Origin of the sequence: Nocardioides sp. NPDC059952, assembly GCF_042730435.1 — a bacterium.
Taxonomy (GTDB): domain Bacteria; phylum Actinomycetota; class Actinomycetes; order Propionibacteriales; family Nocardioidaceae; genus Nocardioides.
This window is the reverse complement of the sequence record NZ_JBHWLY010000036.1, coordinates 1-14,597: the sequence shown is the minus strand read 5'-3', so window position 1 is coordinate 14,597 and position 14,597 is coordinate 1. Positions and strand designations below refer to the sequence as shown.

At 69.8% G+C, this 14,597-nt stretch carries 8 protein-coding genes; 5 read left to right on the top strand and 3 right to left on the bottom strand.

Features of this window, described 5'->3' with window-relative positions:
- Nucleotides 1-12: 12 nt before the first annotated feature.
- The gene (locus ACFV9G_RS17190; RefSeq protein ID WP_378728700.1) at nt 13-1,614 is read right to left on the bottom strand and encodes a DHA2 family efflux MFS transporter permease subunit; all 1,602 of its coding nucleotides are present in this window, start codon (nt 1,612-1,614) and stop codon (nt 13-15) included.
- Between the two features lie 41 nt (nt 1,615-1,655).
- On the bottom strand, nt 1,656-2,384 hold the full coding sequence (locus ACFV9G_RS17185; RefSeq protein ID WP_378728699.1) for a molybdopterin-dependent oxidoreductase: 729 nt from the start codon (nt 2,382-2,384) through the stop codon (nt 1,656-1,658).
- Between the two features lie 109 nt (nt 2,385-2,493).
- On the opposite strand from ACFV9G_RS17185, the gene ACFV9G_RS17180 reads away from it, so the two are divergent.
- Genes ACFV9G_RS17180 through ACFV9G_RS17170 form a run of 3 tightly spaced genes read left to right on the top strand, consistent with a single transcriptional unit; the run spans nt 2,494 to nt 6,450 of the window.
- Nucleotides 2,494-5,193: a DEAD/DEAH box helicase gene (locus ACFV9G_RS17180; protein ID WP_378728698.1), complete on the top strand. Its 2,700-nt coding sequence runs from the start codon at nt 2,494-2,496 to the stop codon at nt 5,191-5,193.
- Entirely contained in the window at nt 5,190-5,855 is a 666-nt protein-coding gene (locus ACFV9G_RS17175; protein WP_378728697.1) for a hypothetical protein, read from the top strand. The genes ACFV9G_RS17180 and ACFV9G_RS17175 overlap by 4 nt, the downstream gene beginning before the upstream one ends.
- A gap of 34 nt (nt 5,856-5,889) precedes the next feature.
- Nucleotides 5,890-6,450: a TetR/AcrR family transcriptional regulator gene (locus ACFV9G_RS17170; RefSeq protein ID WP_378728696.1), complete on the top strand. Its 561-nt coding sequence runs from the start codon at nt 5,890-5,892 to the stop codon at nt 6,448-6,450.
- Nucleotides 6,451-6,486: 36 nt separating this feature from the next.
- On the opposite strand, the gene ACFV9G_RS17165 is transcribed toward ACFV9G_RS17170, so the two are convergent.
- Nucleotides 6,487-8,829 carry an arylsulfatase gene (locus tag ACFV9G_RS17165; protein ID WP_378728695.1) on the bottom strand — a complete coding sequence of 781 codons (2,343 nt, stop codon included), beginning with the start codon at nt 8,827-8,829 and terminating at the stop codon, nt 6,487-6,489.
- Nucleotides 8,830-9,026: 197 nt separating this feature from the next.
- Between ACFV9G_RS17165 and ACFV9G_RS17160 the strand changes: the two genes are divergently transcribed.
- Nucleotides 9,027-11,579, top strand: coding sequence for a S8 family serine peptidase (locus tag ACFV9G_RS17160; protein ID WP_378728694.1), 2,553 nt, complete (start codon nt 9,027-9,029; stop codon nt 11,577-11,579).
- Nucleotides 11,579-14,464, top strand: a complete 2,886-nt coding sequence (locus ACFV9G_RS17155) for an FG-GAP repeat domain-containing protein (protein ID WP_378728693.1) — start codon at nt 11,579-11,581, stop codon at nt 14,462-14,464. Before ACFV9G_RS17160 ends, ACFV9G_RS17155 begins: the two co-directional genes overlap by 1 nt.
- The last annotated feature ends 133 nt before the right edge of the window (nt 14,465-14,597 follow it).

Sequence of the window (14,597 nt, the reverse complement as noted above, 5' to 3'; positions counted from 1 at the left end):
CGCGTGAGCGGATCAGTGGAGGACCGTCGGAGCGGCGGCTCCGTGCTCGGCCTTGCTCTTCGGCAGGAACCACGCGGGGATGAGCGTGACCAGCACCAGGATCGCGGCGATCACGAAGGTGGTCGAGAACGCCTCGGCCATCTCGGCCGGGATGGCCTTGAAGAGCTCGGGCAGCTTGGCTGGGTCGAGACCCAGCGAAGCGGCGGCCTCGCCGACCTTCTGCTGGTTGGCCGGGTCGGTCATGAACTTCTCCAGGCCGTCGGAGGGGACCCCGAGCTTGTCGGCGAGGTCACCGGCCGCGGAGATCGAGTCCTTGCTGGACAGCGCGTTGGTGAGCAGCACCGAGAAGAGCGCGGTGCCGGCGGAGGCGGCGACCTGCTGGACGATGTTCACCAGGGTCGTACCTCGGGCGATGGTGTGCTCGCGCAGCGTCGCCTGGGCGGCGGCGAAGGTCGGCATCATCGTCGCGCCCATGCCGAGGCCCATGATGAACAGTGACAGGAGCAGGTACCAGTAGGGCGTGGCCTCGTCGAGCCGCGAGAACATGAACATGCCCACCGCGATCGTGGTGAGACCGCTGAGCACGATCTTGCCCGGCCCGGTGCGGTCGGCGAGCATGCCGGCGATCGGCATCGTGACCATCGCGCCCAGACCCTGCGGTGCCAGCAGCAGACCGGCGTGGAGGGCGTCCTCGCCGCGTACCTGCTGGTAGTAGAGCGGGAAGAGCAGCGAGGCACCGAAGAAGGCCATCGCGAAGATCGACAGGGTGATCACCGCGACGGTGAGCTCCTTGTTGCCGAAGAGGCGTACGTCGATCAGCGGGTGGTCGTTGCGGGACGACAGCGCCCACGGGATGAACGCGGCGATCAGCACCAGGCCCGAGACCATGAAGGAGAGCACCTTGGTGTCCAGGACCGTGCCGGCCTCGGGGATGGAGGAGACGCCGTAGAGGAACAGCGCCAGACCCGGGGACAGCAGCACCATGCCGAGGAAGTCGAAGGACTGCGACGGCTCGACGTGGTCCTTGGGCAGCGCCCGCCAGGCGTAGACCAGGGCGATGACGCCGATCGGGATGTTGATCAGGAAGATCCAGTGCCACGAGGCCGAGTCGATCAGCGCGCCACCGATGATGGGGCCGAGGATCGGGCCGAGGAGCATGGGTACGCCCAGGATCGCCATCACGCGACCAACCCGCTCGGGGCCGGCGGCGCGGGTCAGGATCGTCATGCCGAGCGGCATCAGCATGCCGCCGCCGAGGCCCTGGAGGACGCGGAAGCCGACCAGCATCGGCAGCGTGGTGGCCAGCGCGCACAGCGCCGAGCCGAGCGCGAAGAGCACGATCGCGGTCATGTAGAGGCGTTTGGTGCCGAACCGGTCGGCGGCCCAACCGGTCAGCGGGATCACCGTCGCCAGGGCGAGGGTGTAGCCGGTCATCGTCCAGGCGACCTCGGCAGAGGTGGCGTCGAACTCGCGCTGGAAGGTCTCCAGTGCGACGGAGACGACGGTGATGTCGAGGATCGACATGATCGATCCGAGCACTACGACGCCTGCGACGATCAGCACGCTCTTGTCGAGGTGATCGTCCGGGGCCTTCTTGGCAGAAATGTCTGTCACGGGTTGACAGCCTACGTGTGGGTTGCTACGTCCCCTAGCCATTATTTTGCATTTGATTGGTGACCTGGCTCACCCGCGGCCCTACCGCGGCGAATGGCCGCGGCGAGCATGAAGGTCTTGATCGCTCGGTAGACCGGGCGGATCAGCCAGCCGGGCAGTGTGCCGTGGCGCTCCTCCTCCCAGACCCGCGCCCGCGGGTGTGACTGAAGCAACCGGTCCACCAGGGCCGGTGAGCCCGCCTGAGGCGGGCCGTCGAGCACATCGATGCGGCACACGTGCTTGATGTTGGCGTACCCGTACTGGGCCGGGTTGACCAGTCGCAGCGGGGCGCCGTGATCGCCGTCGAGCGGCCGGCCACCGAGCCGGTCGGCGAGCAGGACGTCGTCGGCCAGGAAATCTTCCAGCTGGGCCGCGAAGCGTTCGCCGTCGAGGCCGCGGACCATCACGTGCGTGACGGTCGTGCCCGGTGGGACGGCCGGTGCGACGTACCTCTGGTAGACGTCGGCGAAGGCGGCACCCTCCCAGTGGAGGCCGGTCACCGACCAGCCGGCGACGCAGTGGAAGTCGGCATCGAGCTCGCGACGATCGGCGTCGACGAGCTCGTCCACGGCGACTTCGAGCGGCGTGGTGAGCGCTCCACCGAAGACCACTGTCGGATGTGCGGGCACGGTCGGTGGGGGCTGGTCGACGCGTCGGCCGAAGCGTGGGAAGAAGTCGATCCGCCGCTGTCCGGGCGGGAGGGCGGTGCCTGGGTGCGTGGTCTCGGTCATGTCAGCCACCGTGGCAGCGACGGTCACGGTGCGCCTCAGTCTTCGGGGGCGGGTGTCTCATCCTCGAGGATGAGAAACCCTGTCGGTAGTGGCGGCTACGGTCGTGTCCATGTCCTTCGTACCCGTGACCGGCCGCGCGGTCTTCCGCCCGGCGCAGCCGCCGCGGGACTCGGCCGTGGAGTTCGTGGACTCGCGGCGGTCGGTTTCGTTGCCGATGCGCGCCGCGCTGCCGGTCCTGAAGAAGGCGTACGCAGCCTCCGACCTGCATCCCTCGGTCGCTCTGGTCGCGTCGGCAGCCCATCTCGGGCTCCGGTTCGTCGCCGCGGGGCAGCTGGAGCCCGCCGATGGTTCGTGGGCGGTCCGCTACACGCCGGAGGACGAGGAGCGGGTGCGGCTGCTGGCCTCCTCGCGCGCCTATGACGACCTGGACGGTGAGGCGGCCGAGCTCCTGGTGCGCGAGGTCGTGGCGGCGGTCGCGGACGCGGTGCCGACCTCGGCGCCGAAGGCATCCGGGTCGAGCGCGTTCCGGGAGTCGTTGCAGACCCGGCTGGCGCGCTACCGGACCGATGAGGGGCCGGTGACGGCCTCGTTGCCGTCGCTGGTGCGGCTCTCGTTCCGGGTCGAAGCGCCGGAGGAGGACCTGCTCGCCGGGTCGCTGACGCTGGTGCCGCAGGTGCACGACGAGGCCGATCCGCTGCACGTGGCCGATGCCGCGCGGCTGTGGGACGAGGCCGACAACCACGGATTCGGCCCGCGGGCGCGTACGCATGCGCAGGTCGCTCTCCGTGGCGCGGCGGAGGCGTGGCCGGTGCTCGACAAGCTGCTCGACCTGCCGGTTCCCGAGTCGTTGACGCTGTCGAGCGACGAGGTCGTCGGGCTGCTCGAGGACGGGGTCGAATGGCTCAAGGAGCGCGGAGTGGACGTGCTCTGGCCGCGCTCGCTGTCGCGCGACCTGACGACGTCGGTGGCGGTGGACCGGGTGCCGTCCTCCTCGTCCGCCGCACGCGAGGATCTGATGCGGGAGTCGCCGCTCGGGGAGAAGGGGCTCTTCGCCTTCCAGTGGCAGCTGGCGCTCGGCGGCGAGCCGCTCGATGCTGCGGAGATGGACGCCCTGGCGGCGGCCGCGGGGCCGGTGCTGCGGCTGCGCGGGGCATGGGCGGTCGTCCATCCATCGGTGCTCCGACGTGCGCGCAAGCGGCTGCTCAAGCGGATCAGCGGTGGGGAGGCGCTGGCCGTCGCGCTGACCGGTCAGGTGCCGACGGAGGTCGCCGAGGCCGCGCCGGGCGAGAAGGTGATCATCGGGGCCTCGATCGGGCGGCTTCGCGACCAGGTGATCGCGGCGACCGAGGGGCCGGCTGTCGACGTGCCCGCCGAGCTGAGCGCCACCTTGCGGGGCTATCAGGTCGAGGGACTGACCTGGCTGGCCGGGATCACGTCGCTCGGGCTCGGTGGCTGCCTGGCCGACGACATGGGGCTCGGGAAGACCCTGATGACGATCGCGTTGCATCTCCATCGCCAGAACGACCATCCCGGGCCGACCCTGGTGGTCTGCCCGGCGAGCCTGCTGGGCAACTGGGAGGCCGAGCTCGCCCGGTTCGCGCCCGAGGTCGAGGTGCGCCGCCATCACGGGTCCGAGCGCGATCTCGACGGCGCGAGCGGGGTGGTGCTGACGACGTACGGGACGATGCGCCGCGACACCGAGCTGCTCACGGCGGTGCCCTGGGGGCTCGTCGTCGCCGACGAGGCGCAGCACGTGAAGAATGCCGCGTCCGCGACCGCGAAGGCGCTCCGCGAGATCCCGTCGCACGCCCGGGTGGCCCTGACCGGCACCCCGGTGGAGAACAACCTGACCGAGCTGTGGGCACTGCTGGACTGGTGCGTGCCGGGTCTGCTGGGCAGTCGCCTTGCCTTCCGCCGCGCCTGGGCGAGCCAGATCGAGGCCGGTGCGGATGTCGGGAAGGCGAAGGAGTTCGCGGCGCTGGTCGGCCCGTTCCTGCTGCGCCGCCGCAAGTCGGACCCCGGGGTCGCTCCCGAGCTCCCGCCCAAGACCGAGACCGACCATCTGCTGTCCCTGACCCGGGAGCAGACCGTGTTGTACGAAGCGTATGTCCGAAACGCTATGGAGAGGATCGAGCGGCTCGACGCCGACGACCCGCAACGTCGAGGGCTGGTTCTGAGCCTGCTCACCGCGCTCAAGCAGATCTGCAACCACCCGGCGCAGTTCTTGAAGCAGGAGGGCGGCCGGATCACCGGGCGGTCGCAGAAGATCGACATCCTCGACGAGCTGGTCTCGACCGTGCTCGCCGAGTCGGGGGCGGTGCTGGTCTTCACCCAGTACGTCGCGATGGCCCGTCTTCTCGAGGCCCACTGGGCCGCCTCCGGTGTCGCCCACCAGTTCCTGCACGGCGGCACCCCGGTCCCGGAGCGCTCGCGCATGGTCGAGCGCTTCCAGGGCGGTGAGGTGCCGGTCTTCCTGCTCTCGCTCAAGGCCGGCGGGGTCGGGCTCAACCTCACCCGCGCCGACCACGTGATCCACATCGACCGGTGGTGGAACCCGGCGGTCGAGGACCAGGCGACCGACCGGGCTCACCGCATCGGCCAGACGCGTACGGTCCAGGTGCATCGGCTCATCACCCAAGGCACCGTCGAGGAGCGCGTCGCGGAGCTGCTGCAGCGCAAGCGGGTCCTCGCGGACGCGGTCCTCGGAGGCGGCGAGGCGGCCTTCACCGAGCTGTCCGACGCCGAGCTTCGCGAGCTGGTCAAGCTCGGCCCCCAGAAGCGCCGAAAACGTCGCCGGATCGCCTCATGAGGAAGGCGCTGACCTTCGCCCGCGAGCCGCATCGGCGTGGGATGGTGCGGGTCGAGTCATGGTGGGGTCGCGCGTTCCTGCGGGCGATCGAGGAGCTGGCGTACGACGACAACCAGCTCTCCGGAGCACGCTCGCTCGCCCGCTCGGGGCGGATCGGAGGGCTCGTCGTCGAGGCCGGAAGGTTCGCGGCCGCGGTCGATGACGAGCGCGGGCTGTGGACGGTGAGCGGCACGGTTCCGGTGCTGGACGGAGACTCCGTCGCCGCCCTCTCAGAGGTCCTCGGTGCCTCCGCCGCGAGGGCCGAGGCGCTCCTGGTCGGCGAGCTGCCGCTGGATGTGGCCGAGCATGCCGAGGAGGCCGGGGTCGAGCTGGTTCCCTACGGCGACGAGCTCGTGGTGACCTGCACGTGCGGGCATTGGCATGCGGTGTGCGGCCACTCGCTCGCGGTGCTCCACCAGCTCTGCTGGACGGTCGACCGCGATGCCTCCGTCCTGCTCCACCTACGTGGCGCGGAGCGTGAGCAACTACTGGGGCGGCTGCGGAGCGACCTGCCTCAGCAGCCGGACGAAGGGCAGACCGGGGAGGCGGCCCGCGACCAGGTCGACGACGTCGAGATCGCGCTCGACGCGGTGCTCCGAGCACGCCATCTGCTCGAGGAGTGAGATGCCTCTGGACCGCACGCGATAACCTCATGGAATGACCTCGGCCCCGACGAAGACCAGGCGCGAGCAGATCCTGGACACCGCGGCCGAGCTCTTCGCGGCCCGCGGCTTCCACGGTGTCTCCGTCTCCGAGCTCGGCGCTGCCTGCGGAATCTCCGGCCCGGCGCTCTACAAGCACTTCCCGAGCAAGGACGCGATGCTCGCCGAGATGCTCGTCTCGATCTCCCAGGAGCTGCTTCGCGAAGGACGCGCCCGGGTGAAGGGCGCGTCGAGCACCGCCGACGCCATCGATGCGCTGATCGACTGGCACGTCGACTTCGCGCTGCGCGACCGGGCCCTGATCGTCGTCCAGGAGCGCGACTGGCAGTCGCTCCCGCACGAGGCGCGCGAGCAGGTGCGCACGCTGCAGCGCAAGTACGTCGACCTCTGGGCCGACCAGCTCCGCGACCGCAACCCGGCGCTGACCCCCGACACCGCCCGGGCCATGGCTCACGGCGTCTTCGGGCTGATCAACTCCACGCCTCACAACCGGGTTCTTCCAGAGGAGGACACGCGCGCCGTGCTCCTGCGGATGGCCCGCGCCGCGCTGGTCTGACCGCGTCGTCAGCTCACCGCGAGCCATCCCCGCCGCTCAGTCGCGTGCCATCGCCGCTGCCAGGTGCGCCTCGACGTCGACGTATGCGTCGTCGGCGACATCGAAGATGACCTTGTGAAGAGTGCCGCCGGTGAACTCGAACCGCGACCCTGCGTACGACTGCGAGACCGCGTCACCGCTGTCGTAGCCGATGCACAGGCCCTCCCCGCAGAGCGAGAAGTGTCCCAGGACGGTGCGGATCCGCTGCTCTGCTACGAGTTCGTCGTCGATGTACAACCGGAGCGGACCGAGCCCCTCGCGGTACGGGCCGAGCTCCTCCTTGACGAACTCGACGCCGATCAGGTGCCGGCCGCCACTGGGGACAGGGGCGGAGATGCGATCCTCGGGCGGGATCCCGAGGAAGTTGTAGGCGTACGTCACCTGGCCGTCCTTGAGGAACAGTGCATGTCCGCCGAACCGTGACCCGTGGGCGAACAGCACCCCCTCGGACCGGTCCGTCAGCTCGACGTCCGCGAGCGCCTTGTAGGACACGCCATGGACGTTCGCCGCCGACCGCTCCGGGATCTCGGAGGTGCCGGGGTAGTAGGTGTACTGCCCGCTCGGGGGCACCGGCACATGGAACTCCATCTTGACGAAGGTCTCGAAGTCCTCGGGGTTGCCCAGGATCTGCAGGTCGTTGAGCGGCAGGACGTTGTTTGCCTTCGCCTCCTCCATCCACAGCGCCTTGAGCTGCTCGAGCCGATCGGGCTCCTGCTCGGCGAGATCGTGTGCCTCGGATCGGTCGACATCGGTGTGGAAGAGCTGCCAGCGGTCGCTGTCGAAGCCGCTGCGGCCGTTGCCGGGCCCGTGCTCGGTGACCGCCTTCCACCCCTGGTGCCACAGGCCACGGCTGCCGAACATCTCGTAGTACTGGGTCTGCTTCGTCGTCGGTGCGGCCGCGTCGTCGAACGAGTAGGCCATCGACACGCCGGAGAGCGGGGTCTGCTCAACGCCCTCGAACACCTCGGGGAACTCCACGCCGCAGGCCTCCAGGATCGTCGGCACGATGTCGGTGCAGTGGTGGTACTGGTTCCGCACCTCGCCCCGCGCCTTGATACCCGCCGGCCACGAGATGACGAGCGGATCGCAGATGCCGCCCTGGTAGGTGTAGCGCTTGAACATCCGGTAGGGCGTCGAGAAGGCCGCTGCCCAGCCGGTCGGGTAGTGACCGTAGGTGTTGGGGCCGCCGAGCTCGTCGACCATCGACAGGTTCTGCTCCAGGTCGTCGGGGTAGCCGCCGAAGACCTTGCCCTCGTTGACCGATCCGTTCGGGCTACCCTCGCCGGACGCCCCGTTGTCGGCGCAGTAGAGGATGAGTGTGTTCTCGAGCTGGCCGGATTCCTCCAGGTAGTCGATGATCCGGCCCACCTGGGCATCGGTGTACTCCGACATGGCGGCATAGACCTCCGCCATGCGGCTGAACATCGCCTTCTCCTTCTCGTTCAGCTCGTCCCAGGGCCGGACGGCATCACTCTCGGTGAAGGTGCCTTCAGGCATGGGGTTGAGCGGCGTCAGCTCGGTGCCCTCCGGCAGGATGCCCCGCTCGATCATGCGCGGCAGCACCCACTCGCGGTACGCCTCGTAGCCGTCGTCGAACATGCCCTTGTACTTCTCGATGTACTCAGCGGGCGCGTGGTGCGGGGCGTGGTTGGCGCCCGGGCAGAACCACAGGTACCAGGGCTTGTCGGGCTCGGTCTGCTTGCTGTCGCGGATCGTTCGTAGCGCCTGGTCGGCCAGGTCCTTGGACAGGTGGTAGCCCTCGTCGGGCGCGTAGGGCTGCTCGATGTACCGATTTCCCTCAGCCAGGGAGGGATACCAGTTGTTCGTTTCGCCGCCGATGAAACCGTAGAACTGGTCGAACCCCTGTCCGAGCGGCCATCGTCGTTTGGAGGCGCCGGTCGTCCACTCGTCGATCGGAACGTTGTGGTTCTTGCCGATCCAGAAGGTGCTCCAGCCGGCTTCGCGCAGCACGCTCGCCATCGTCGCGTTGGTCGGCGGGATGTGGGAGCTGTATCCGGGGAACCCGGTCGACGACTCGGAGATGGACGCGAACCCGTTGAGATGGTGGTTCCGACCGGTCAGGAGCGTCGAGCGCGTCGGCGAGCAGAGCGCCGTGGTGTGCCACTGGGTGTAGGTGAGTCCGTCCGCAGCCAACCGATCCATCGTCGGCATGTTGATCCTGCCGCCGTAGGGCGACCAGGCGGCCTGGCCGGTGTCGTCGTACAGCACGACGAGCACGTTGGGGGCGCCTTGTGGCGCCTTGCTCGCCAGGAAAGCCTCCCAATCGCCCTGGGAGTCCCGGACATCCAGCTCGATCTTGCCGTTGAACTCGCGAGTCATGATTCTCCTCTCGGAAGCGCGATTCGCTCGCGGCCCCGGTTGGTGTCGCCGACGCGACCACGCTGCGCCGCCGTGCCATCGCGAGCCTCACCTGAGTCGGGTGACCCGTGTCGCCGTCGGCCCGGATCGCAGTAATGCGCCGGTAACGGCGGGTTCCTAGCGTCTCGGGTGCCCACATCATCCCGAGGAGCCCCCTGATGCGCTTGATCCCATCCTCCCGCCGGCGGCGGTTCGCGCCCATAGCGTTGGCGAGCACCGCCGCGGTCGCCTTGCTGACAGGGCCGGCTCTCGCCGTCACCGCAGTGGCCGCGCCGTCCGCCGGCGCCAATCCGTCTTCGGTCACGATCGACCCGACCCTGGAGAAGGCGGTGTCCGACGGCGGCGAGGCGACCTTCTTCGTCGTCCTGAAGGCCAAGGCCGACCTGGCCCCGTCCCGCGCCAAGAAGAGCAAGGACGCCAAGGCCACCGCGACCTACGGTGCGCTGCGCGCCGGGGCCAACCGTGCCCAGAAGTCGCTGACCGCTTACCTCGACGCGCACAAGGTCGGTCACGAGGACTTCTGGATCACCAACTCGGTGCTGGTCACCGGTGGCGAGGCACTCGTCGACGAGCTCGCCCAGCGCAACGACGTCGCCGAGCTGGTCAAGGAGAAGCACTACGCCCTGGACACCCCGAAGGGTGACAGTGCTCCGGAGGCCGCCACCGAGGACGAGACGGCCGCGACCCCTGAGTGGGGCATCACCGACGTCAAGGCCGACCAGGTGTGGTCGAAGTACGCCGACCGCGGTGAGGGCGTCGTCATCGCCAACATCGACTCGGGCGTGCAGTTCGACCACCCGGCTCTGGTGGGGTCCTACCGGGGCAACAACGGCGACGGCTCGTTCACGCACGACTACAACTTCTTCGACCCCACCGGGACGTGCACCGACGGCGCTCCGTGCGACAACAACGGGCACGGCACCCACACGATGGGCACGATGGTCGGCGCCGACGGTATCGGCGTCGCGCCCGGCGCCACCTGGATCGCGGCGAAGGGTTGCGAGGCCAGGTCCTGCTCGGACTCGTCGCTCCTCAGGTCAGGCGAGTGGGTCATGGCACCCACGGACCACAACGGCGAGAACCCGCGCCCGGAGCTCGCACCCGACATCGTGAACAACTCCTGGGGCGGCGGCCACACCACCTTCTACCAGGCAACCGTCGAGGCGTGGAACGCCGCCGGCATCTTCGACGCCTTCGCCGCGGGCAACTCCGGCAACGGGGTCACCTGCTCGACCGCCGAGTCGCCCGGCTCCCAGGCGCCCGTCTACGGCGTCGGTGCCTACGACGTCAACGGGGTGATCGCGAAGTTCTCCGGATTCGGTCCGTCACGGGTCGACGGGTCGATGGTGCCGGACATCTCCGCGCCCGGCGTCGACGTCCGCTCCACCTGGCCGGGCTCGTCCTACAACACGATCTCCGGTACGTCGATGGCGACGCCGCACGTCGCCGGTGCAGCTGCGCTGCTCCTGTCCGCCGCGCCGTCCCTGACCGGTGACGTCGCGGGGATCCGCGCCGCCCTGAACGACTCCGCCCGCGACGTCGACGACACCCACTGCGGCGGGACCGCCGACGCCAACAACGTCTGGGGCGAGGGCAAGCTCGACGTGCTCGCCGCGATCGATGCCGCGCCGAAGGACGCCGGCACCGTCACCGGCACCGTCACCGCCGAGGCGACCGGCGCCGCGCTGCCCGACGTCACCGTCGAGATCACCGGCGCCACCACCCGTACGGTGAAGACCGGCTCCGACGGCACCTACACCGTCCACCTGCTGCCCGGCACGTACGACTTCACGCTCAGCGGCTATGGCTACGCGACGCGCACCATCGCCGACGTCCAGCTCACGGACGACCAGAACCTCACCCAGGACGTGTCCCTCACGGCCGTTCCGGCCCACGCAGTGACCGGCACGGTGCTCGACGTCTTGGGTGAGCCCCTCGCCGGCGTCAGGGTCGCGGTGGCGGCGACGCCCATCGCCGCAGTGACCACTGACGCCGGCGGTAGGTTCACGCTGCCGCAGGTCGCCGAGGGCGACTACACGCTGACGGCGACGCCGTCCGAGCCGGTGCGGTGCAACGGCGAGTACGCCGCAGGGCTGACCGTCGACGGCGACGAGAACACCACGCTCGACCTGCCCGCTCGCACCGACCGCTCCGGCCACTCGTGCGCCCCGACCGCCTACGCGTGGGTCGCGGGCAAGGACCGCGTCGCCCTCAGCGGCGACGAGGACGCGAAGACCATTGCGCTGCCCTTCGCAGTGGACTTCTACGGCGTCTCCTACAACCAGGTGGCAGTGACCACCAACGGCCTGCTGAACTTCCTGGCCCCGCGCGTCGGCGACTACGCCAACGACGCGCTGCCGTCGAACGACGTGCCCAACGGGATCGTCGCGGCCTACTGGGACGACCTCGCGCTCGACAAGAAGTCCAAGGTCACCACCGGCACGGTCGGCACGACCGGCGACCGCCGGTTCGCGGTGCTGTGGGACAACGTGCTGGTCGCGGACGGCTCCGGTGACCGGGTCACCTTCGAGGCCGTCTTCGACGAGGCCGACAGCTCCGTGACGCTGCAGTACAAGTCGGTTCCCGCCGAAGGTGCCGGCGCCACCGTCGGCATCGAGAACCAGGCCGGTTCCGACGCCCTCCAGTACTCCGTCGACCAGCCGGTGCTCACCGCCGGCTCGGCGATCCGCTTCGCACAGGGAGACCAGTGATGACCCACCGAACCATGAGGCGGGGTATCCGCCTCGCCACCACGCTCGCGGCCGCGGGCCTCGCCGCAACAGCCGCTCCCCAGGCGGTCGCAGCCGAGACCACTGACGCTGCCGACGGGGCGATGACTCTGACCAGCGCCCAGGCCACCGAGCTCACCGCAAGCGCCCAGGTGGACGTCTACGGTGAGGACTCGCCGCAGGATCCCGCCGAGCGGGACGACGCAGCCGACATGCCTGCGGACGGGGACTCCACCGAGGCGCCGGTCGACCCGAAAACCCCGGTCACCTTCACCAAGGAGTCCACGCTCGAGGCCGTACAGGGAATGGGGGTGACGGCTGCTGCGGACGGCGGCGACTACTTCACGCTGCACAGCCTCGGCAACGTGCAGCGGCACGACGCCGACGGCGCCACCGCCTGGACGCGCACCACCGACTCGCTGTACTCCGAGTGGGGCGTGACCAGTTGGCGGCCGTGGGAGAAGGAGCTCTACCGTCCCCACCTCGTCCTCGGCTACAACGCGGTGAGCCCGTTCACCGCCAGCTCCGACCAGGGCTACGACACCGGCGACCTGTCCGGCGATGGTGTGGACGACGTGGTCTTCTCCACCAGCGTCGGATCGGCACCGCCGGGATGGTCGGCCAAGGTCGGCACCTATGTCACGGTCCTGGACGGGGATACCGGAGAGACCCTGTGGTCGAAGTTCTACAGCTATGCCGCGCACGTCAAGGTCGTCGGCGACACGCTCCTGGTGGCGGACTCGCCGAGCCTCAACGGCCGCAGCACCGGCGGCAGTGCCACGCTCACCGGCATGAGGTTTGCGGCGGCGGACGGCGTGCTGACGCCGGCGTCGACCTGGACCCATGACACCGGGGCCGCCGCCTCCGCGGCCTGGGCCGCGATCACCGACCTCGGCGGCGGCATGGTCGCTGCCGCGTGGGACCTCGACAAGACCGACCAGGCCGCAGGCAGGGGCCGCACGCTCGTGCTCGACGTTGCCGATGGCTCCGTGCGGTGGCAGTCGGACAGCGACCTGTACGTCCGTCAGCTCCACCTCGATGCCGGTCGTGACCGATTGGTCGCTCTCGAGCAGGCCGACCCGACGGACGGGATCAGGTATCAGATCGCGTCCTACGCCCTGGCGAGCGGTGAGCGCACCACCCGCGACACCCGGATCAACGCAGTCCCGACCGCGATGACGGTCGGTGACCTGGGTGGTGGTCGCGGCAACGAGTACGCCGTCAGCGAGTCCACGCTCGCGCCGAACCTGACGATCAACGCGTCGACGGTTCGCGTGCTCGACGGCACCGACCCGGCCGTGACGCGCTGGTCGCACACCACCAAGCGGGCGGCGGGCAACGCCAGCAACGGCCCCAGCGCCTGGGAGCTGTCGATCGTCGACGGCACGCTGATCGCGTCCGCGCAGGACGACACCGACGGCAGCGGGGCGGAGAACCTCAGTGGCCTGCAGTACGGGTCGCTGACCGCCTTCAGCGGCAGCGGCACGGTGCGCTGGCGGCAGGCCGGCATGGCGGCCTCACCGCTGGACCACGAGGTCGTCCGTTCCGGGCGCAGCACGCTGGTGCGTACGATCGATCTGAGGCAGAACATCCACACCTACAGCCTGAGCAAGGGCAAGGAGTCGGCTCTGACCCCGCTGCGCGGCGACCTCGCGTACGCGCAGGACGTCGACGTGGACGGCGACGGCCTCCCGGACGTCGTCGCGGGCGGCACCTCGCACGGTGTCTGGGCCTGGTCCGGAACGTCGCTCGAGGACGGTGAGCCGCGGCAGCTGTGGGAGGCCACGGTGCCCGGCCAGGTGCACCGGATCGAGACCGGTGATGTGGACGGCGACGGCGACCCGGAGATCGTGGTCGCCGCCGACACCGCCATCGCGGTGCTCGATGCCGCCACCGGCAAGGTCGAGGCCACCATCGACGGGGGTGGGCAGTACGTCCGCTCCGTCACCGTCGCCGACATCGCCGGTGACGACGCGGCCGAGATCCTCGTGCCCACCGACGCGCTGCGGGCCTACCGCGGCAACGGCAGGGCGCTGTGGACGTACGCTGCGCCCGCCAGCGCCGGTGACGTCGTCTTCTCCGACACCGTGGTCGCGGAGGGCCGGGTGCACACGCAGTACGGCAGCGTCGACGGTCTCCAGCGTTCGGACGCGAAGCAGCAGGGCGTCGCTCTCGACGGCGCCGGCAAGGCCCTCTGGACGATCACGCCGGATGCTCCCGAGCTCGCCGATGGTGGGCTGATGCACGGTGCGCTGCTCGACCAGGCGGTCTTCGCCTCGAAGGAGATCCCGTACGCCGACGGGCACGCCGTGGTGCACACCTGGCTCATCCAGAGCACGGTCCCGGGCTTCCCCAACACGGCGGTCACGCCGCATGTGGTCATCGAGATCCGCGACGGGCGCACCGGCGAGCTGCTCCATCAGAAGATCGGCGGAAGCCCGTGGTCGCACGGTAACTACTTCACCGTCGACGACGTGTTGTACCAGCTCAGCTTCGGCGCACTCAGCGGATTCGCGGCGGGTGGGGTCGAGACCTACGCCTCGGTGACCTCGCCGCTGCGGCTCGTGGAGCCCGGCACCGGCCCGGGCGGACGCAGGCTGCTGCTCGGTGGTACCGAGTCCGGCGTCGGCGCCTGGGACCCGTCGATCCTGACGTCCGGCTGGTCGTTCCAGTCGAGCGTGGGTGGAGACCTGCAGCTCGGCGGGCGGAACTATCTCGCCGCCGACCTGGACGGTGACGGAGGCGACGAGATGGTCTCGCTGAACTACGACGACTTCGGGGTCAACAGGACCGCGGAGCTGCTCGGCGGCGGCGTGTTCGCCCAGGACCAGGGCATCCATCGGATGGTGACCTACTCCCTCTCCTGACGGGCTCCCGATGGCGTCCCGTCCCGCACGCCGGGTCGGGACGGGACGCCCTCGGGATAGTGACGATAGCCGCCGGACTAAAGTTGCAGCCCCAAGGAAGAGCGGGGCGACCCCCCAGCCCCCCCGCAGCGGC